This window comes from Gordonia sp. WA4-43, assembly GCF_020520305.1.
In the GTDB taxonomy this organism is placed as follows: domain Bacteria; phylum Actinomycetota; class Actinomycetes; order Mycobacteriales; family Mycobacteriaceae; genus Gordonia; species Gordonia hongkongensis.
The window spans coordinates 1448654-1467350 of sequence record NZ_CP084736.1 but is presented as its reverse complement, the minus strand read 5'-3'; the positions used below and the strand labels follow the sequence as shown (position 1 = coordinate 1467350).

At 67.0% G+C, this 18697-nt stretch carries 23 protein-coding genes, 2 tRNA genes and 1 pseudogene; 9 read left to right on the top strand and 17 right to left on the bottom strand.

Annotated features, from left to right (window positions below; translation table 11 throughout):
- The first annotated feature begins 38 nt into the window (after positions 1 to 38).
- The 3 genes from dnaG to LEL84_RS24895 all read left to right on the top strand — a co-directional run bounded on the left by dnaG (position 39) and on the right by LEL84_RS24895 (position 2969).
- The gene (dnaG, locus tag LEL84_RS06620; protein WP_226513634.1) at positions 39 to 1961 is read left to right on the top strand and encodes a DNA primase; all 1923 of its coding nucleotides are present in this window, start codon (positions 39 to 41) and stop codon (positions 1959 to 1961) included.
- A gap of 115 nt (positions 1962 to 2076) precedes the next feature.
- Entirely contained in the window at positions 2077 to 2634 is a 558-nt protein-coding gene (locus LEL84_RS06615) for a dihydrofolate reductase family protein (RefSeq protein ID WP_226513633.1), read from the top strand.
- A 227-nt stretch (positions 2635 to 2861) separates the two neighbouring features.
- The gene (locus LEL84_RS24895) at positions 2862 to 2969 is read left to right on the top strand and encodes a three-helix bundle dimerization domain-containing protein (protein WP_413466945.1); all 108 of its coding nucleotides are present in this window, start codon (positions 2862 to 2864) and stop codon (positions 2967 to 2969) included.
- Positions 2970 to 3007: 38 nt separating this feature from the next.
- Here LEL84_RS24895 and LEL84_RS06610 read toward each other — a convergent pair.
- Positions 3008 to 3081: transfer RNA gene (locus LEL84_RS06610), tRNA-Ile, on the bottom strand.
- Between the two features lie 291 nt (positions 3082 to 3372).
- Between LEL84_RS06610 and LEL84_RS06605 the strand changes: the two genes are divergently transcribed.
- Together LEL84_RS06605 and LEL84_RS06600 are read left to right on the top strand one after the other, a co-directional pair.
- Positions 3373 to 3445: transfer RNA gene (locus tag LEL84_RS06605), tRNA-Asn, on the top strand.
- A gap of 102 nt (positions 3446 to 3547) precedes the next feature.
- Positions 3548 to 3712, top strand: a complete 165-nt coding sequence (locus LEL84_RS06600) for a hypothetical protein (protein ID WP_226513632.1) — start codon at positions 3548 to 3550, stop codon at positions 3710 to 3712.
- A 355-nt stretch (positions 3713 to 4067) separates the two neighbouring features.
- On the opposite strand, the gene LEL84_RS06595 is transcribed toward LEL84_RS06600, so the two are convergent.
- From LEL84_RS06595 to LEL84_RS06530, 14 genes are all read right to left on the bottom strand, one after another.
- Entirely contained in the window at positions 4068 to 4376 is a 309-nt protein-coding gene (locus LEL84_RS06595; RefSeq protein ID WP_226513631.1) for a hypothetical protein, read from the bottom strand.
- A complete protein-coding gene (locus LEL84_RS06590; RefSeq protein WP_226513630.1) occupies positions 4373 to 4687 on the bottom strand; it encodes a hypothetical protein in 315 nt (104 codons plus the stop codon). Before LEL84_RS06590 ends, LEL84_RS06595 begins: the two co-directional genes overlap by 4 nt.
- Positions 4684 to 5520: a phage major capsid protein gene (locus LEL84_RS06585; RefSeq protein WP_226513629.1), complete on the bottom strand. Its 837-nt coding sequence runs from the start codon at positions 5518 to 5520 to the stop codon at positions 4684 to 4686. Before LEL84_RS06585 ends, LEL84_RS06590 begins: the two co-directional genes overlap by 4 nt.
- A 349-nt stretch (positions 5521 to 5869) precedes the next feature.
- Complete coding sequence (locus LEL84_RS06580; RefSeq protein WP_226513628.1) at positions 5870 to 6268, bottom strand: hypothetical protein; 399 nt, start codon at positions 6266 to 6268, stop codon at positions 5870 to 5872.
- A complete protein-coding gene (locus LEL84_RS06575) occupies positions 6195 to 6857 on the bottom strand; it encodes a hypothetical protein (RefSeq protein WP_226513627.1) in 663 nt (220 codons plus the stop codon). Before LEL84_RS06575 ends, LEL84_RS06580 begins: the two co-directional genes overlap by 74 nt.
- Positions 6854 to 8200: a phage portal protein gene (locus LEL84_RS06570; protein ID WP_226513626.1), complete on the bottom strand. Its 1347-nt coding sequence runs from the start codon at positions 8198 to 8200 to the stop codon at positions 6854 to 6856. The genes LEL84_RS06575 and LEL84_RS06570 overlap by 4 nt, the downstream gene beginning before the upstream one ends.
- A complete protein-coding gene (locus LEL84_RS06565) occupies positions 8197 to 9666 on the bottom strand; it encodes a terminase large subunit domain-containing protein (RefSeq protein ID WP_226513625.1) in 1470 nt (489 codons plus the stop codon). Before LEL84_RS06565 ends, LEL84_RS06570 begins: the two co-directional genes overlap by 4 nt.
- Positions 9663 to 10088 carry a hypothetical protein gene (locus LEL84_RS06560; protein ID WP_226513624.1) on the bottom strand — a complete coding sequence of 142 codons (426 nt, stop codon included), beginning with the start codon at positions 10086 to 10088 and terminating at the stop codon, positions 9663 to 9665. Before LEL84_RS06560 ends, LEL84_RS06565 begins: the two co-directional genes overlap by 4 nt.
- Positions 10085 to 10375, bottom strand: coding sequence for a hypothetical protein (locus LEL84_RS06555; protein ID WP_226513623.1), 291 nt, complete (start codon positions 10373 to 10375; stop codon positions 10085 to 10087). The genes LEL84_RS06560 and LEL84_RS06555 overlap by 4 nt, the downstream gene beginning before the upstream one ends.
- Complete coding sequence (locus LEL84_RS06550; protein WP_226513622.1) at positions 10368 to 10532, bottom strand: hypothetical protein; 165 nt, start codon at positions 10530 to 10532, stop codon at positions 10368 to 10370. The genes LEL84_RS06555 and LEL84_RS06550 overlap by 8 nt, the downstream gene beginning before the upstream one ends.
- Before the next feature lie 225 nt (positions 10533 to 10757).
- Positions 10758 to 12122, bottom strand: a complete 1365-nt coding sequence (locus LEL84_RS06545) for a helix-turn-helix domain-containing protein (protein ID WP_226513621.1) — start codon at positions 12120 to 12122, stop codon at positions 10758 to 10760.
- Complete coding sequence (locus LEL84_RS06540; RefSeq protein WP_226513620.1) at positions 12119 to 12469, bottom strand: DUF2742 domain-containing protein; 351 nt, start codon at positions 12467 to 12469, stop codon at positions 12119 to 12121. Before LEL84_RS06540 ends, LEL84_RS06545 begins: the two co-directional genes overlap by 4 nt.
- A gap of 89 nt (positions 12470 to 12558) precedes the next feature.
- Positions 12559 to 12747 (bottom strand): helix-turn-helix transcriptional regulator, encoded by a 189-nt coding sequence (locus LEL84_RS06535; protein WP_226513619.1) that lies wholly within the window; start codon positions 12745 to 12747, stop codon positions 12559 to 12561.
- Positions 12748 to 12966: 219 nt separating this feature from the next.
- Positions 12967 to 14088, bottom strand: a complete 1122-nt coding sequence (locus LEL84_RS06530; RefSeq protein WP_226513618.1) for a tyrosine-type recombinase/integrase — start codon at positions 14086 to 14088, stop codon at positions 12967 to 12969.
- Positions 14089 to 14355: 267 nt separating this feature from the next.
- On the opposite strand from LEL84_RS06530, the pseudogene LEL84_RS06525 reads away from it, so the two are divergent.
- A pseudogene (locus LEL84_RS06525) lies at positions 14356 to 15341 on the top strand (hypothetical protein).
- A gap of 64 nt (positions 15342 to 15405) precedes the next feature.
- On the opposite strand, the gene LEL84_RS06520 reads toward LEL84_RS06525, so the two are convergent.
- Positions 15406 to 15594 (bottom strand): hypothetical protein, encoded by a 189-nt coding sequence (locus LEL84_RS06520; protein WP_226513617.1) that lies wholly within the window; start codon positions 15592 to 15594, stop codon positions 15406 to 15408.
- Between the two features lie 59 nt (positions 15595 to 15653).
- Positions 15654 to 16043, bottom strand: coding sequence for a winged helix-turn-helix transcriptional regulator (locus tag LEL84_RS06515; protein ID WP_058252066.1), 390 nt, complete (start codon positions 16041 to 16043; stop codon positions 15654 to 15656).
- Positions 16044 to 16151: 108 nt separating this feature from the next.
- On the opposite strand from LEL84_RS06515, the gene LEL84_RS06510 reads away from it, so the two are divergent.
- From LEL84_RS06510 to LEL84_RS06500, 3 genes are all read left to right on the top strand, one after another.
- Positions 16152 to 17012, top strand: coding sequence for an NmrA family NAD(P)-binding protein (locus LEL84_RS06510; RefSeq protein ID WP_226513616.1), 861 nt, complete (start codon positions 16152 to 16154; stop codon positions 17010 to 17012).
- 119 nt (positions 17013 to 17131) lie between these two features.
- A complete protein-coding gene (locus LEL84_RS06505; protein WP_226513615.1) occupies positions 17132 to 17779 on the top strand; it encodes a dihydrofolate reductase family protein in 648 nt (215 codons plus the stop codon).
- Between the two features lie 118 nt (positions 17780 to 17897).
- On the top strand, positions 17898 to 18650 hold the full coding sequence (locus tag LEL84_RS06500; protein ID WP_137810270.1) for an isocitrate lyase/PEP mutase family protein: 753 nt from the start codon (positions 17898 to 17900) through the stop codon (positions 18648 to 18650).
- Positions 18651 to 18697: the final 47 nt, after the last annotated feature.

Genomic DNA, 18697 nt, shown 5'->3' with positions numbered 1-18697 from the left:
CGGCCGGGCGGCCTCACCGGCGTCACTACACTGGTCGCGTGGCAGGCCGAATTCCCGATCGCGACATCACGGCGATCCGTGAGCAGACGAGGATCGAGGACATCGTCGGCGACTACGTCGCCCTCCGGCGCGCCGGTGCCGACAGCCTCAAGGGTCTGTGCCCCTTCCACGACGAGAAGTCGCCGTCGTTCCACGTCCGTCCCAATCACGGCCACTTCCACTGCTTCGGCTGCGGCGAGGGCGGCGACGTCTACAGCTTCTTGCAGAAGCAGGAGCACATCAGCTTCGTCGAGGCGGTCGAGCAGCTCGCCGATCGGATCGGCTACCAGATCAACTACGAGGGCGGCGGTACCGCCATCAAGCGGGACCGCGGCACCCGCGCGCGATTGGTGGCCGCCAACGCCGCCGCGGCCAAGTTCTACGCGGCCGCGCTGCAGTCACCCGAGGCGCAGGCGGCGCGCGACTACCTCAAGGAACGCGACTTCGACGCGGTGGCGGCCGTCCAATTCGGTTGCGGTTACGCACCTGCCGGCTGGGACACGATGACCAAGGCGCTGCTGTCGCAGGGCTTCGAGTTCAGCGAACTCGAAGCCGCCGGTCTGTCCAAACAAGGACGCAAGGGGCCGATCGACCGCTTCCATCGCCGTCTCCTGTGGCCGATCCGCAACCTCGGCGGGGACATCATCGGGTTCGGCGCCCGCAAACTGTTCGACGACGACAACCTCGGCAAGTACATGAACACGCCGGAGACCATGCTGTACAAGAAGTCTCAGGTGCTGTTCGGTCTCGATCACGCGAAGAAGAGCATCGCCAAGGGGCATCAGGTGGTGGTCGTCGAGGGCTACACCGACGTCATGGCGATGCATCTGGCCGGCGTCACCACCGCGGTCGCCTCGTGTGGCACCGCATTCGGTGAGGACCACCTCGCCCTCATCCGGCGGCTGATGATGGACGACTCGTACTTCCGCGGCGAGGTGATCTACACCTTCGACGGGGACGATGCCGGAAAAGCAGCCGCGCTCAAGGCCTTCGAGGGCGAACAGTCCATCTCGGGGCAGACGTTCGTGGCGATCGCGCCCGACGGCATGGACCCCTGCGAACTCCGGCAGGAGAAGGGCGACGCCGCCGTCCGCGACCTGGTCGCGCGTCGGGTGCCGATGTTCGAGTTCGCGATCAAGGCCCTCCTCGCCGGCCACGACCTCGACACCGCCGAGGGCCGCGTCCACGCGTTGCGCGACACCGTCCCGGTGGTCGCCCGGATCAAGGACATCGCGCTGCGTGACGAGTACGCCCGCCAGCTGGCCGGTTGGGTCGGTTGGGAAGAGGTCTCCCAGGTTCTGGGCAGAGTCCGCGAAGAAGGCGCGAGAATCCGAAAGGCGCAGGGCGTCAGCAACTCCGGCAGTCGGGGGAGCGGTCGCGGTGCTCGTAATCGGCCGGAGGCGGAGGCCGCGCCGACGTCCGCCCGCCCCCAGCCCAACGACCCGCGCCTGTGGCCGCAGCGGGAAGCACTGAAGGCGGCGCTGCAGTATCCGGCGATCGCCGGCACGGTCTTCGACTCGCTGCCCGTCGAGTGCTTCAACGAGCCGGCCTACGCCATCATCCGGCAGGCGATGACCGGCCTCGGGGGCACGTCGGCCGGGCTGGGTGGCGCGGCCTGGGTCGACGCGGTGCGCAATGCCGTCGACGACCCGATCATCGATCCGCTCGTGACCGAACTCGCCGTCGAATCGATGCCGGTCGACGAGGAAAACATCGCCCGCTACATCTCCAGCGTGCTCGCACGGTTGCAGGAGGTGTGGGTGGGCTCGCAGATCGCCGACATCAAGTCGCGTCTGCGCCGGATGGCACCCAGCGACGACCCCGACGGCTACAACGCGGTCTTCGGTGATCTCGTGGCGCTCGAGGCCTATCGTCGTAGCCTGCTGGAACAGGCTGTCGACCCGATCGTCGACGCGGGCTGACACACCCGCGTAGGTCTTCGCGCCGACGGTCGCGGGGCCGGCGGCCGATGAGTATCCGTCTCCGGCCCGGTCTACCCCGTCGGTACCCCCACGCCACCGACGGAGGCAGGAATCCATGGCGACAACGATCTTCTCGGCGACGGCATCACTCGACGGGTTCATCGCCGGACCCGGTGGCGACATGTCGTGGCTGACCCGATTCTTCGACGTGCCCGCCGACGGGCAGCCGGCGTCCACTGCAGCGGACGATGCCGCCGCACGGTTGATGCGCGGCACCGGCGCACTGCTGGTCGGCAATCGCTCGTTCCGCGGCGATGATCCCAACAAGGGCACCGACCGCGAAGGTGCGTTCGGTGGCGAATATGACAGGCCCGCTGTTGTTCTCACGCACAACCCACCCGCCGACCCCGTCGACGGCGTCACCTTCGTGACCGATTTGCACGAGGCGGTCGACCTGGCCGCACGGACGGCCGGCGCTGGCTACGTCACCGTCATCGGCGCCGACGTGGCGCGACAGATGATCGATCACGGGCTGCTCGACGAGGTGCTCGTGTTCTTCGTCCCGGTGTTCCTGGGGGCGGGGGTCCGGCTGTTCGACCGTCCCGAGGGCGGCGAGGTCAGACTCACGCCCATTCCCGGTGAGACCGAGTACTGGTGTCGCGTCGAACGATGAGCCGGCGCCACCCGGCGACGAACTCGAGCTGAACAGTCGACGACGGTTCGTTCTCCCACGCTGCGAGGGCGACCGGCGGCTGCCTAGCGTGGGACCGTGGACGCGTATGACGAGCGCTGGCAGGTCACCGAGGTTCAGCACCGCCTGATCGGGATGTACGGCGACAGAAAACCCGAGGAAGTGGCCGACGCGCTCGAAACCGCGTCGGCCACTTCGACGGCACCGACGTGCGCGATTTCGTGCCGCTACTGGTCGAGCGCCGCGCCAACGAGGCACTCAGCGGGTCCTCGGTGGTGGCCGATTCAGCCGAGGTGCCCCCGGCGCTAAATGGCTGACATCGGGGAACTCGTGCACGAGTCCCGTGCCTCATGAGTGGGGAGTGCGGGGCTCGAACCCGCGACCTACGGATTATGAGTCCGCGGCTCTAACCGACTGAGCTAACTCCCCGCGCAGTTTCTGCGTCCTGCGGGACACTACCGCACGCCCGGGTAACGGTCGGAGACGCGTGCGTGCACAGGTGTCGACCGTCTGGCACGGCGGGCCACGGGGCTCACGAGCGGCCTGCGACGGACACTCAGATGAAGGGGTCGCGCGTTCGTCCCAGCGTGATCGACGGTCAGTCGGTCACCGCCACGCTAGACGGCTGACCGCGCGTTTTGTTCTCCGGCGCGACCATGCGCTAGAGTCTGACCTCGGTTCTGATGACGCATCGCAGGGTGCCGAACAGGGCTGGAGCAATCCCCCATAGCTCAATTGGCAGAGCATTCGACTGTTAATCGAACGGTTACTGGTTCGAGTCCAGTTGGGGGAGCAAGTAAACCGCCTGGTCACAGGCGGTTTTCTGCTTTTCAGGGCAGTTGGCATGCCGGATACATGCCAGACCCGCCGGGTGCCAGACACCGAGAGGCACGCCATGATCCCAGATCGCACCGCTTGGATCGACCGCTGCTGCGCCGCGCTTGAAGAGTTCGACGAGCGTCAGCTCTCGACCGAGCAGCTCGCCGCGCTGACGGTGATGCTCGAGAACTTCAACGCTCTACACCAGGCGACCTCGGCGCCGGTCCTGCGCCTGGTGTAGCACCTGTCCCAAATGGGACACCTTGTCAGGGCGCTCTCAGAAGGTGGCGCAAATGCGCCACGTGAAGTTACCGGCAATGTCTGGATTCCGGACACCTGAGACGTAGTGAATCACTACAGGTGAGGTGAGCAATTTTGCTCAGGTGCGTCATCTGACGCACCTCGACCCCGTGGTTCAGGTGTTCATTTCTGAACAGGTGGGTGAAGTTCACCCACCCCGCCCCCGCGGTTCAGGTGTCCATTACTGGACAGGCGTGTTCCGAGACCACACCTGCCGTAGATAGCGAACGACCCCGGCCTCCCTCGCATGGGACCGGGGTCGTTCTGTGTCCTGAGTCAGGAACCCACCGAACCGCTCAGGACACGTCGAGGCTCACCACCTCGACAGTTCGGGCGCCCACGTGTTCGGTGCGGGCGATGACCGGCCGGACACTGCCGTCAGGCAGGGTGACGACGTCGCCGACGTCGGGCAGGTTGGCGCCAGGCTGCACAAAGATCGTCGCCGACGAGACGGCCTCTTCGCCGTTGGCGGTCTGTATTGTCTTGACGCCGAACTGCACCCGCGCCGGCACCGTGACCAGATCGCCGTAGACCGGGCCGAAGCTCGTCCGGCCGGTCATCGGGCGGTAGGTCAACTGCTGCGGGAGCAGCCGGGTCGGGATCATCGCGCGCGCCGGCGGTAGCGGTTGAGGATCGCCAACTCGGCCAGCGTCCACCCCTCGACCACCTGACGCTGGACCTCGTAGTCGCCGATCTTCTCCGACCGGAGGTTCTCAGGGTTGGCGGCCAGCCGCGCCGTCGAGGTGAGGATGACGGTGTCGATGTCCGGCGCCGGCTGGTCGCCGGAGAATCCGCGGTCACGGGTGTAGGCCCGCACCTGAGCGGTGACGACCTGCTGCGCCTGCTGGGCGATGGTGACCAGCTCGGCGTCGCCTGGTCGGCCGAGCAGCGCGAGGACGTCGTTGTTGTCGGTCACGGCGCCGCGGTCAGGACCGTGACCGCCTTCGGCTGCAACAGTGCGAGGTCGTAGCGGGCGACGACACGCAGTGCGACTTCGTCGGTGTCGAAGTAGCGGGAGCTGTCGACGGTGACCGACGGGCTCATGTCGCGGGCGATGGCGACCATGCTCATGTCTGCGAGCGCAGCCTTGCCGGTGGGCACCTGCGCCGTCACTGTGACGGGGATACCGAACAGCACCTCTTGACCGGCCTGGGTCAGGTCGGGTTGCAGGATGTAGCGGCCGTCGGCGTCTTTGACCTTGCGGATGGAGAGGTAGTCGGCGGGGCTGAGGAACCAGCGGTTGGGCTTGACCTCGTTGGCGCGGGCGATGCCGATGCCGTCGAGCAGGCTGTCGGGCTCGTCGGCATCGAGGGTGCCGGTGGCCACGCCGCTCTGGTTGAGCAGGCCGCGGATGGTGTTGGAGGTACCGGTGCCGGTGAACAGGGCGACGTCGAGCGCCTTGGCGGTATCAGTCACCAGGCGCTGCTTGAGGATTGCGTCGAGCGCCTGAGCCGACGAGCGGAGCACCTCGGAGGTGACTCGGCTGATGACCTTGAGGCTCTTGAGGGTCGAGGGCAGCATCGACACTTCGTCGAGGCCGACCGAGCTTTCGGGGATCGCAGCACCTTCGGCGACGAATCCGACGGTCAGGCCGGAGGCGATACGCGGGATGCGGATCGGGCCGTTGGTGTCGATGACCTTCGGGCCGGAGGCGAGGAACACGCTCTCGGACTCGAGGGGCTGAACGAGTAGCTGCTGGATCTGAGTCTGTTGCAGCGTGGACAGGGTTGCGGTGGTCTGGGTGGCCATGCGGGGCTCCTACGTGAGTGTGAGATTCACGTCGAGCGCCGGGCTCGCAACGTCTAGACAGGCATCTGGCCTGCATCCATCATGACAGGATGCAGGCCAGATGACAACGGTTGTCGATTAACGGCGAGCGTCGAGCCGCGCTAACCGAGCCCTGATTTCGGCCACCTCAGCGGGCGAACGCTTCGGGCCACTCTCGCGGATGCTGTCGAGTGCTTGCTGTAAACGCTTGCGGCGCATAGCTTCTCGTCGCTCGAACTCGGCTCTGAGATTGGAAGAAGTGGACATGTTTCGACCTTTCGGCTGTGGGATTGAATCCATGCCGTGCCATGCCCAGGTCTCCAAGACTACCTCAGGCTCGGCCTTGCATGATGCCGAGCAGGTCGACACCGGTGGTGGTGCCGGACTCACCCTGCCCTACCGCACCGACAATGCGGCGGGCCTTGAGGTGCGGTTTGACGGAAAGCAACTGATCGATGGACGCGGCCAGCTTGTCGGGGTCCTCGAGGTGCTCGGCGTCGAACGGCATGTCGGTGGGGTCGGCGAGCTTGCCGGTGGCTCGGACGAGTTCGGTGTGCAGCCTCTTGGCGAGGTCGTCGGCGGCCTTGGCGCGGTTGCGGTAGTCGGCGTTCTCCTTGCGGAGGTCTTCGACGTAGGCCCGCGGGAACGTGTCGGGCTCAGGCTCCGGCGTCGGTTCGCTCTCGGTCGGCTCGTCGGGTGCCTGTGTCTCGAGCGTCTCGGGCTCGGTCACGGTTGGCTCGGCGGGTGGCTGCTGCTCGTCGAGCTGCTGCGGATCGTTGGGCATCGGAGTTCTCCTTCTCGGTGGGGGTGGCCGGCGCCTGGGTGCAGGAACAGCCGGTGTGGTGCCACATGGGCGTCTCGATGGGTAGGACGGTGCCGGCGAGGTTGCGGCAGGCAGGGCAGGCACCGGAGTTCGGTACGCGCTTCCAGAACTTGACCTCGTGGCGGCGCAGGCCGGAGGCGTAGCACTCGCGCGCGGTCTCGAGTGTGCGGCCGCGGGCGGCGGTGTCGAGTTTGGTCCGCGGGTCGGGGTCGTCGAGGGCTTCGCGGATCAGGTTGTGTAGCAATAATTTCGGCGGGTCCGGTGCCGGGACGCCGACGGGTAGCGCGACGGCGCCGAGCTGTGCGGTGAGGATGGCGGCCACGCCGACGTCGGCCAGGGTTGCCGCCCGGTGATCGTTGACCGTGAGCGCGGTGGTGGCCAGCTCGACGAACAGTTCCTCGGTCAGCTCCCCGGCGAGGTAGCGGTCGTAGAGCGCCTGTACCGACTCGCTGGTCGACTGTGCCAGGGCGGTCACCCGGTCGGCGTAGGCGTTCACCGCGGCGCCTCGGTCGGTAGCAGGCTGGTCACGTCAGCACCCGCGGAGTCCATCGCCTCGAGCCGGGTGGCGGTGCGAATGTCGGTGATCTCGGTATCGGAGTAGCCCAACCGTTTCAGTGCGTAGGTGGCCGGGAGTAGGCCAGCCTGGTGCAGCTTGACGATGGCGTCGGCCTCCTGGGCAATCGAGCGGGTCGACGGGTCGGCCCACTGCACCCGCGCCTGTACCTCGGCCGGGTCGACGCCGTCACGCACCGCGACGATCAGGCGTGCGACCTGCTCCCAGCTCCGACCGAACAGCGCCTGCTTGGCTTCAGCGCGGGCGGTGAGCGCGGCCTCAGCGGCACGCATGGCGTCAGCGCTGGCCGGGTTCGCCGACGTGATGCCGACGTAGTGGGCCGGTAGCGCGCTGACGGCCATGATCTGCTCGAGCAGCACCTTGACGCTCGATTCGTAGGCGGTGAGCCCGGACGCCTCGAGCTGACCGAACTTGGCCTGCACCTCTTCGGCGATCATCATGCGGTTGGTCTCGGGATAGGGGTTCACCTCGTCGACCACCGGGTCGCCATCGTCATCGAGCACCGGGTTGCCCTCGTCATCGACGACGGGTTCCTCGACGAGTTCGACGCCGGTGGCCCACCGACGCGGTCGGGCGTAGAACTCAGAGCCGACCATCATGTCGGCGAGCGTCTTGTTGAGGGCGTCGACGAGTGGGATCAGGTCGGCGATCTCGGAGACCGGGTCACCGAGGATGCGGTCGGTGTTGGCCAGCCGGACCACCGGCACCACGCCGAGCGGGTTGTCGAGCACCTCGACCGTCTCGAATCCTGCGGTCGTCGCGCCGACGTTGTTGGCCCTCAACCGGGTGATGGTGTCGGCCTCGAATATCGTTGCCTCGGTGGTGGTCTCGGTCGTCCATCGCTTGCAGGCGGCGACGATCTGACGGGTTCCGGGGTCGACCTGCACCGACATCTGATGCGCCGACTCGATGGACACTTGCGGCCGGCCTTGGGCGTCAGCCCACACCACGACGTAGTTGGCGCCGAGTAGCAGCGCCTCGCGGTGTGAGACCGGGGCGAGCTGGTCGAGGTCGTTGCGCAGCCAGTCCGACCAGACGTCGACACCGTCGAATCCGGTCACGCGCAGACGTTCGGCAATCGAGGTCACCGACAGGCGGCAGAGGTTCGATGCGATCCGACCGAACCTGTCCCCCAACGCTTTACGCGCCTCAGGGGCCAGGAATGCCAGCGGTTGTTCGCCGACGTAGTAGCGGTCGAGGACCGCGTAGCGGGCCTGCGGGGCGTCGATGCGTTGCAGTAGTGCGGTGTGCAGGGCATTGGTCACGTGAAGCTCCTAGCTCGTTTCTTCTTCTTCGACGCGCGCCAGGTGGCACGCGAGTGCGCCATGACCGCGCACGCGGCCAGGTCGATCTTTCGGGCCTTCGCCGACCGGCTGGCCTTGCTCAAGCGGATACCGCGGGCGTCCTCGGTGATGACCGCAGCGCCGATGTGCTCGGCCAGGGTGCGGTCGCCGGAGTGGCTCAGACGCTTGTTGAGGCAGGCGTTGTAGAGGTCGCCGGTCGCCGCGGTCAGGCGTGCCGGCGAGTGCGGGAACTCGACCACCGGGAGCCGCTCAGCCTCGAGGGCTTGCAGGGTGCGAGTCCACCGGAACGGGTCGGCGATGATCTCGACGACCTGCCAGTACCGGCACGCCTTGCGTATCTCGTCCTCGACCTCAGCGATCGGCACCCGCCAGGTGGTGTCATCGCGGTCGGGCCGCTGCCACACCTTCACCTTGTCCATGTGCGGTTCGGTCGAGACCGTGGCGACCAACAGCGCGGTGGTGTCATCGGAGAACGACCCGTCGAGCGCGAGCACCACCCGCGCACCCTTCGGCACCGGATGACCCGTCGACAGGTCCGCCCACACACCAGCAGGCAGGAACGCGCCGTCGGTGTCGGAGGCGAACTGACACAACCGTGCTCGGCGGAACGTGGCCTCTCGGGTCTTGGGCGGCAGCAACGCGGTCAGCGCGTCGCGGTGCAGGAAGTCATCGAGCGCCGGGTTGGCCAGCTCCCAGCAGTGCTCGCAGTCGACCGGGTGATCCTCGAATCCGGCCGCCGAGTGCTCCCGCCACACCAGGCTCGAGTCCTCGGGATGCTCGTCGGCGTAGTTGCGCAGATCGGCGAGCACCTGGTCGCCGGGGTCCGGTCCGGGCGTGCCGATACAGACCAGCGTCGAGCGCTCCCGCTTACCCTGCGCCAGCGTCAGCACCTCGTAGGAGTCGCGGTTGGCGACGCCGGCCTCGTCGAGGATGGCCAGCGTGTAGTCCAGACCCTCGAGGCGCTTCGGTTCGGCAGGCAGGCAATGGAAGTAGGAGTCGGTGGTCGGGTTGTACAGCCGCTCCTTGAACACCTGCACCCGGCCGGCGAGGTCGTCGTCGAGTTCCACCATGCGTCGGGCGATGCCGAACACGATCCCGGCCTGACGCTCGTCCACCGCGACCACACAGACGACGGCACCCTCACCGTCGGTGAAGAACCGATAGAGCCCATACGCGGCCACCAGCGTGCTCTTGCCCTGACCACGCGGCAGCATCCACCCGGCCGTCCTCGGCGTCGGCGTAGCGTCCTCGACCGAGCCGATCAGCTCCCGTTGCCAGTCCCGCAACCGCAACGCTTTCAGCGCGTTCGTGCCCTTCGGCACCTTCACGAACCGCTCGCAGAACTTGGCGAACCGCGCCGACCCGGTGACCCTCGGCGCCCACGGCAACGGTGTCGGGTCCACCGCGGCCTTTGGTCCGGCCTTCACGCGGCACCACCGGCCACCGGGTACCCCCTGGGGGTGTGTGACGGCCTTCGCGGCTCCCCCCCGCCGAGTCCCGTCCCCCCTCGCGGGGGCTGCCCCCCAGGGCGTGCGCGGCCCTTGCGGGCGTTGCAGCGGCGGCACAGGACGTCGATGTCACACAACCTGATCGGCTTGCCGGCGTCATGGCGTCGCCAGGCTTCCTCGGAGTGGTCGGCGGTCAGGTCGTCGCGCGTGCCGCAGTCGGAGCACCACGGCTGCATCCGTCGGGCCTGGCGGCTCAGCTTGTCCCAGGCGGTGCCGTAGCCGCGGCTACGGGCGCTCGTCGTCGGCAGGTCGGTGCGGGTGACGCTGCGGTGCGCGGGTGCGCAGTCGTAGCAGCGCGTGGCGTCTGCGGGCTCACCGCAGTCGATGCAAGGGCGCCTCACTGGTCATCCTCGTCGTCGAGGTTGTCTGGGTCGAGGTCGGGTTCGGCCATCATGCGGAACCACTTGGGGATGTCTCCGGAGGCGACGCCAGCAGTCGGTGCGTGCAAGACAGCAAGTCCGATGGTGACCGAGACGCCGCCGAGCCACATGGCCGTCTGCTCTTCGACACTCATCGATCCGAGGTAGCTGCGCACGAGGTTGCTCTTGCCTTCGGCTCGAAGGGCACAGAGGTAGTAGTAGGCGTTCATGCCTTCGGTCACCTGCTCATCGGCGGTGGGCTCAGTCATCGGTCCAACTCCTGGTGGTCTCGTAGTAGTGGGTCAGCAGGGCGTCGAGGTAGACGCGCTGGCGTTCGGAGAGCCGGCGTTTGCGGGAGTGCTTCTCGAGCAGCTCGAGGCGGTTGGCCAGGGTGATGTGGTGGTGGGGCGGTTTGGGTTCGGTCACGGTCGGCGCTCCTTGGCTCGGTGGAGTTGGCAGCGCTGCCCCGGCTCGGCTACCGCGAGACGACACGACCCGCGACGCTTGGTCGTTGGTGCGCCACAGCGCGGAGGACCAGACCCGGCCGGGAGATGGTCGAGACGTGCGCGGGTCTCAGGCTCAAGCTCGGCGAGCTCTCGGTCGCCGCGGGTGTAGATCAGGGCCGTGAGTCCGTAGGGAAGGTGGCGGGTCTCAGGCATCGGCACACACCCCGCACGTATCGACGAGGTCGGAGGGCAACGATGCTCCGCACACCGAACAAGTCCGCGACTTGTTCCAGATATGTAGAGAGGGTCGTATAGGCGACCCCTGTTCTTCGCTCTCTCTTCCAGTTGTCCTATGTGCCTGTACTGACTTTTCTGGGACAACTAGGGCTGTGGGGTCGATGTCCTCGGCCAGGTAGTAGCGCCAGAGTGTGCGCTGATCTCCCTGCGCCTCTTCGTCACACGTGAGGACGCCGAGCATGTGCAGGGCCTGTAGCTGTCGATCGACGGTGTTGCGAGGCTTGTCGATCCGCTTCCGCACCTCCGTTGTGCTCGACCCCGGATGCGCGGCGATGTCGTCGACAATCGCCAGGCGCAGCGGCGGCATCGAGTCCCGAGCGCACCGAACGGCCAAGCGCAGCGCATGGTCCCGGTCCATCCCCAGCGCCACACCGCCCCGGACGATCTGGGCAAGCTGCTTGGCGAACCGGGTCGGCATCTCGGGCGCGTGTGCGTCGATGACGTCGCCGCGGTAGTCGAACTCGACGCCGGTGCGCGCCAGCGTCACGAGGTCGGCGGCGGCCAGGACGCGTTCAGTCTCGTCGTCGGTCAGCGCGGCGTCGGTCACGAGGTCCCGACGCAGGAGAGCGCCGACGGTGTCGGCGAGCTGCTCACGCATGACGACCTCGTGCCCGGTGTTGCCGATCGCTCGTCGGCCGGCCTTCTGACGACCTGTCCGGGAATCCATGCGCACGAGAACAAATCGGTCACCCATCGACGCAATGGCAGAGTGCGCCTTGTCCCAGGCGGTCGTCACAGCGCCGACAACCGTGATGCGTCCGTGCCAGTCCAGGGTCCGGCCGCCATCGGTGCCGACGTTGCGCGACCAGTGCCCGTCATAGACCTCACGCAAGGCGGCGAGCACCTCGGCGCGGGCGTCCTTGTTCATCGACAGGACACTGGTCACGTCCTTGATGACGAGCACACCTCGAGGACCGAGCTTGCGCAACAGGCCGCCTGTGGCGTCCTTGGCCTTGTCCTTGGCTGCCGTCGCCGATAGCAGCGCACCCGGCGAGGACACTGTCGAGGTCACCGTGGCCCCGGCTCCGGCCAACGCCTGGGCGGTCTCGGTCTTGGCGTTGCCTGACCCGGAGATCAGCAACAGCCACAGCGGGTCTCCGTCGAGGCGTTCAACGGCGGCAGCGGCCAGGACCGCGTCGAGGGCGTCGAGGTCGTAGTCGTCGCCGAGCCACTCGGTGAACGCGCCATGCACGTCCTCGAGGGTCCCGACTGCAAGAGGTAACCCGGTCTCGTCGTCCGTCTCGCCGATGTTGTAGTAGTCGGGGATGGTCACGACGCCACCCGCTTAGCCCACGGATTAGCCGCCAACCACCTGTTGTGTTCGGTGACGTGGCCCCAGTCGGTGCCCACGAAAACGTCGATGGACGCTGCCTTGAAGCGCTCGGCCAGATCACGGTTCTCGGCGTCGAGTTGCTCGGCCAGGCGTTGCGGGAGCTGCGCCGTCTCGGTCACCCACGCGACGCCGGCACGGACCACCGCCGCCAGCTTCGCGGGGTCGTAGTCGTCGAGCGCGGCCCATTCCGTCGAGCCCGCGGCAGGCACATAGGGCAGGTCGTCCAAAAAGTCGACGGCCCATGCCTTTACGAGCGGAGCGTTGGGCAGACCGAACGACGGCCACACGCTAGACTGTGCGGTGTCGGCTTGCTTGGTGGCGACTGACTTGGAGAGGTCCTCGTGTGGCGCGGGGGCCTCTTCGCTGTTCGGGGGCCTCAAGCGGCACCGCCGAATGGCTGCATCGAGGCGTCAACCTCGTTGAGATCCAAGCGGATACAGCGTGAACCGTTGCGGTAGCCGTTGAGGCGGCCCTCGGCGATCATGCGCCGGACGGTTCGCTCGTTGAGTCCGAGGTGTTCGGCGACTTGGGGAATGGACGCCCATTGGCGACGGGGAGAGGACATCAGGGAAGAGACTCCAGACACAAGGCAGCCGTGAGTCACGGCTAGTCGGTGTCCTTTCGCCTGCGCTCCGGCAAGCCCGGCGTTCGTGACAGAACCGATCGGCGGTTGCTGTCCTCCGCGCTCAGATCGTCATCGGCGTCCTACGGCGTACTCCGGTCTGAGTCTCTTCGCGGTCGAGACTACCAGTGCGTGCCCGCAGAAGTCCGTGTGCGACACGAGTTATCCCTCGATGAGCTTCGACAGGGCCTCAGCGATCGCTTTGTCACGGCCCTGGGCGGCGTGCTGGTAGCGCATGGCGGCGGCCACCGTGGAGTGTCCAAGTCTGGCTTGCAGATCGGCGAGCGTGGCGCCGCTGACAGCGGCCAGCACGGCGCCGGTGTGGCGCAGATCGTGGAACCGGAGATCGGGTCGTCCGGCCTCCTGGCGGGCGGGGTAGTAGTACCGGTACATCGACGTCGGCGACAGGTATCCGCCACCAGGCGCCGGGAACAGTAGCGCGTCCTGGCGGCGCTCGGTGTGCTTGTCGAGGTGCTCGACGATCGCCGGGAGTACGTGCGGCGGAATGTGAACGACGCGGATGCCGGCGTCCGACTTCGGGGTGGTCACGATGTAGCGGCCGGTGTCGCCTTCGCGAACCGCGGCCCGGCTGATCGACACAACTCCCTCGGCGACGTCGATGTCGCCGCGCCGCAACTCGATCAGCTCGCCGAACCGCATTGCACACCACCCGGCGAGGAGAACTGAGGCGCGCAGGTGGTCGGGCATTGCGTCGGCGATCGCGGTCAGCTCGGGCACCGTGGCGGGTTTGGTGCGTGAGCGTCGCTGTGCCGACCCTGCGCCTTCGACCCGGCACGGGTTGGCGTCGATCAGGTCGGCATTGACCGCCGAGGTCATGATCGTGCGCAACAGGCTGTAGGCGTGCGCCCGCATGGTGTCCTTGCCGGGCAGGAGTTTCGCGTGCCACTGGCGGACTGCGGCCGGGGTGACCTGGTCGAGGCGCTGCTCGCCGAATGCGGGGATCAGGTGCAGCTTGAGGAGCTCGGCGTAGTGGTCGCGGGTACGGGTCTTGAGGGGGCGGCCGCGGACGGTGCGGGTCGCCAACCATTCCTCGGCGTACGGGCCGAACGTGGGGGCGACGTCGCGGTCGGCGGTGGCAGGATTCCACAGGTTGCGGTCGATCTCGCGGCGGCGGTCCGACAGCCACGCTTCGGCGTCGATCTTGGCGGCGAACGTCTGCGGGGCCTTGTGCTCGGCACCGTCGGGGCCGGTGTAGCGGGCCTGGTATCGGCCGGAGGGGAGACGTCGGATGTTGCCGAATCCTCGTTTACTGGCCACTGCCATCTGTCCTCTCGCGTGCCAAATACGTGCCAGATGACTGTATCTCACTGTCCGCTTGTGCCCGTCCATGTCAGCGGTTACTGTGTGCAGTACCCGCAGGCAGAACCTCGATTCTGCAGGTAGGGCACCACAACCCAAGAACACCCGGTTTACTGGTTCGAGTCCAGTTGGGGGAGCAGAAAAGCCCGTCACCTGCGACAGCAGGCGGCGGGCTTCTTCATTCGACCCCGTGTGCGTTTTGTGGCCGGTCGGCGAGGGTAGCCGCCCCGCATGCGAACAGAGCCCTCGTTCCAGTCTGTCTTGGTGATCGCCGATCCCGGTAAAACAGAGGCGATCGGCAAACGTCTGTCCGAGTCCTTGTCGACAGACAGCAATAACACCGACGGTCGGCACGTCTCGACCCGAAGCCACGCGTACCCGATCGAGGCGCACACCGATTTCGCTGACGTGGTCGGCACGATCGATCCCGATTCCGCGAGCGAAGACATCGTCATCTACCTCACCGACCTGGCACGTCGATCGGGGACGACCCCGCTCATCGCCGAGATCCATCTCTCGAAACGGCTCGGGGTGATCTCCATTCCGGGGATGGGGGCTGCATTCGTCGATCGGCGTACGAGGGATCTGGCGCAACTGGTCGTCGCCGAGGTGTCCGGCGAATCGGATGAACCGGCGGGGAAGGAGCGGATTCATCGGGTCCAGGACGACGACGTCGTGCACTATCTCGCGCCGTCCAGACTGTCGCGCCTTCGGCTTCTCGCGGGCATGGTCTACGCCAATCGGCCCTGGCGGGTGGTCGCCGGTATGTCGAAGGTGATGATGGCCGCCTTCGCCACCGGCGCAGTGAGTCTCGCCTACGGGACCATGTGGCAGCTGTCCGACATGATGGGCCCGTGGCGACTGGGTGTGGCCACGATTCTGTCCATTGCCGCGCTGATCGCCTGGCTGATCATCGAACACGACCTATGGGAACGGCCGCCGTCGACGGAAGAACGCGAGCGTGCGGGGCTCTGACGGCGTGGTGGACGATACCGCCGGACATGGTCTCTGACCAGGTCGGTCATCCGATGGATTTCTGGACTCTGGTGGTGATGGCCTGGCTGGTGGCATCGGTGGCCATATTGGGCGGCGCGCTCGGGTCGGGCATGGAGGATGACGACGCCGTGCGGGCGGCGACGTATGGGGCTCGGCAACGCCGACGTTTCGAGCGGGACGACGATGACGATCGGCGCTCCGGAAAGAACCAGAGCCGGTGACAGACGGAAAAGCCCATCACGCTGCGTGAGCAGGTGATGGGCTTCCCGTACCGGGTGGACGACCCTACTCGCGGGGGTAGTCCTCGGGATCGATCTCGACCTCGGCGGCCTGTTCGGCGGCGTCGGCGTCGTCGGCTTCGAACGGCACGCTGGGGTTGACACCTTCAGCGGGGTCGGGCGCTGCCGTCTGGGCCTGCTCGAGTGCATCGGCCTCGTTGGCCTCGACCGGCAGGTCGGCTTCCGGTGGCGTCATGGACGCTCCTCTCGTCGTCGAACTCCTACGGCTCCACGTGTACCCGACGAGAGTGGGTTTCAGTCTCCGCCGCGTCGCTCGTCGTAGTCGGCCTGGGCGTCGCGGACGGCCGGCATGTTGTCCTGCACGAGTTCGATCAGGCCGCTCAATTGGTCGGCGACCTGCCTGCCGAGCGGGGTGAGGTGGTACTCGACCTTCGGCGGGATGGCTTCGAGGACGGTGCGCACGATCATGCCGTCGCGTTCGAGGCTCTGCAGGGTCTGCGAGAGCATCCGTTCGCTCACGCCGTCGACGCGTCGCCGCAGCGCGCTGAATCGATAGTTGCTCTCCCCCAACGCGATCAGCACGAGGCTGCCCCAGCGTCCGGTGACGGTCTGCAGTGTGGTCCGGGACGAGCAGTCCCGGGCGAAGACGTCCGCCTCGAGGGACTCGTCGCTGATCTCGGTCACGTGCTCAACGGTAGCCGAATCGACGAGACCTTGCTAACAGTTCGTATTGCACTTACGAAAAGTAAGTTCATACTGGGAGTCGTCCAACCGACAGAGATGAGGAATCAGATGACCACAGCAGTGACCGGCGCGACGGGACAGCTCGGCGGACTCGTGATCGACGAACTACTCGCCCGGGGCGTCGCCGCCGCCGACGTGGTGGCGATCGTCCGCGACGAGTCGAAGGCCTCGAAGCTCGTGTCGCACGGCGTTTCGGTCCGTGTCGCCGACTATGACGATCCGGCATCACTTGTCGACGCCCTCGTCGGCGTCGACAAGTTGCTGCTGGTCTCGGGTTCGGCGGTCGGGCAACGGGTTGCCCAGCACACCAACGTGATCGAGGCGGCGGAGGCCAACTCCGTCGAACTGATCGCCTACACCAGCCTGCTGCACGCCGACACGAGCGGTCTGAGTCTGGCTCCCGAGCACGTCGCCACCGAAGCCCGACTGAACGAGTCGTCGGTGCCCGCCGTGATCCTGCGCAACGGCTGGTACTGGGAGAACTACCTGGCCGCCATCCCGCAGGCGGCGGCGACCGGAACGCTCCTGGGTGCTGCGAGTGAGGGAAAACTCGCTGCCGCCGCTCGCGCCGACTACGCGGCTGCGGCCGCAGCGGTCCTCACCGCCGACTCGGACCAGGCCGGCAAGGTCTACGAGTTGGGTGGCGACGAGCGGCTGACCTACGGCGAATTCGCCCGAGCGATCGGTGTGGCCTCGGGTGCGACCGTCCAGTACCGCGACCTCTCCGAAGCCGACTACCAGGCCGCTCTCGTAAGCGCGGGTCTGCCGGAACCGGTCGCCGCGATGCTGGCCGGCGCAGATGCCGGGATCAGCCGCGGTGAGCTGGACACCGACTCCGGCGACCTCCAGTCGCTCATCGGCCGGTCGTCGACCCCCGTCGCGGAGGTCATCGCGCAGGCGCTCGCCTGACCCGGCGTCGCACGATCGGCGTCCGGCGTGCTCCGCGCCGAGTCGCATCGATGAGTTCGGCTGCGACACCGAGTCTGTCCGCATAGATTGCTCGTGCCGACCGACAAGGAAGCCGAACCATGCCACAGCTACTCAGAGTCCAGAACTTCTCGATCTCACAAGATGGGGTCGGGGCGGGGGAGAACCAGACGTTCGAGCGTCCCTTCGGTGATCGCGTCGAACCGTGGGAACTGATGTCGTGGGCGGGCGCCACCGCGAGCTGGCCCAACCGGACCGACCCGGGTGGCACCCGCGGCCTCGACGACTATTTCACCCGCGACTTCGCTCATAACATCGGTGCGGAGATCATGGGCCGCAACAAGTTCGGTTATCAACGCGGCCCGTGGACCGACCACGAGTGGCAGGGTTGGTGGGGTGACGAACCGCCGTTCCACACTCCCGTCTTCGTGCTGACGCACCATGTTCGGCCGTCGTTCACGCTGAGCGACAACACGTTTCACTTCCTCGACGCCACCCCGGCCGAGGCCGCCGAGCAGGCGAAGGCCGCGGCGGACGGCAAGGACGTACGTATCGGCGGCGGCGTGAGCACCGTGCGGGAGTTCCTCGACGCCGACCTCATCGACACCCTCCACATCGCCGTCGCACCCGTCACGATCGGCGCCGGACTCAAACTCTGGGAGTCACCCGAGGAGCTCGAGGGCCGGTATCACCACGAATCCGTCCCGAGCACCAGTGGCGTGACGCACCATTTGTTCTGGCGCAGGTAGCGGCTCGTCACTTACTCAGTACGATCCGGTTGCGGTTTGTCCCGGCATCCGGGACAAACGACAACCGGATCGCCGTGGCGGTGGAATGCGGTCGCCGATCGGCGTAGTTGTAGGGACCATGACGGAACTCGCCGGCAAGGCCACGACTCTGCTCGAACTCCACCAACCGGGAAACCCGGTCATCCTGCCCACGGTGTGGGACGCCTGGTCGGCGAACCTCGCGATCTCCGCCGGGTTCACCGCGCTCACCGTCGGCAGTCACCCGGTGTCGGACTCGATCGGCAAGCCCGACAACGAGGGCATCACGTTCGAGGAACTGACCACCCGCATCCGGCAGATCACCGCGGCGGTCGACGTCCCGATCTCCGTCGACATCGAGTCCGGCTACGGGGAGGACCCGAAGACGCTCATCGAGGGCCTGATCGCCGCGGGTGCCGTCGGTCTGAACATCGAGGACACCGTGCACAGCGAGGGCGGACGCCTTCGCGACGCACAGGAGCACGCCGACTTCGTGGGTGCGCTCCGGGCGGCGTCCGACGCCACCGATGTCCACGTGGTGATCAACGCGCGCACCGACCTGTTCGTCAAGCAGGTCGGCGACGAATCCGACCGCCTCGACCGGGCGATCGACCGAATGAAATTGGCTGCCGATGCCGGCGCAGACGTGCTGTACCCGGTCGGTTTCCACGACGACGCCGCGCAGAGGCGGCTCACCAGCGAACTGCCGTTGCCGGTCAACGCGATCGGCCATCCGACCAAGAACACCAAAGCGGCACTGGCCGAACTCGGTGTCGCCCGGGTCAGTTTCGGACCGATCTTCCAGATGGTGCTCGCCGAGCGCGCCGCCGAGGTTCTCGAACCCTGGAAGTAGTCACACCGCTCTCCTCCGGGTAGTCGGACCCGGAGGAGAATGTCGGT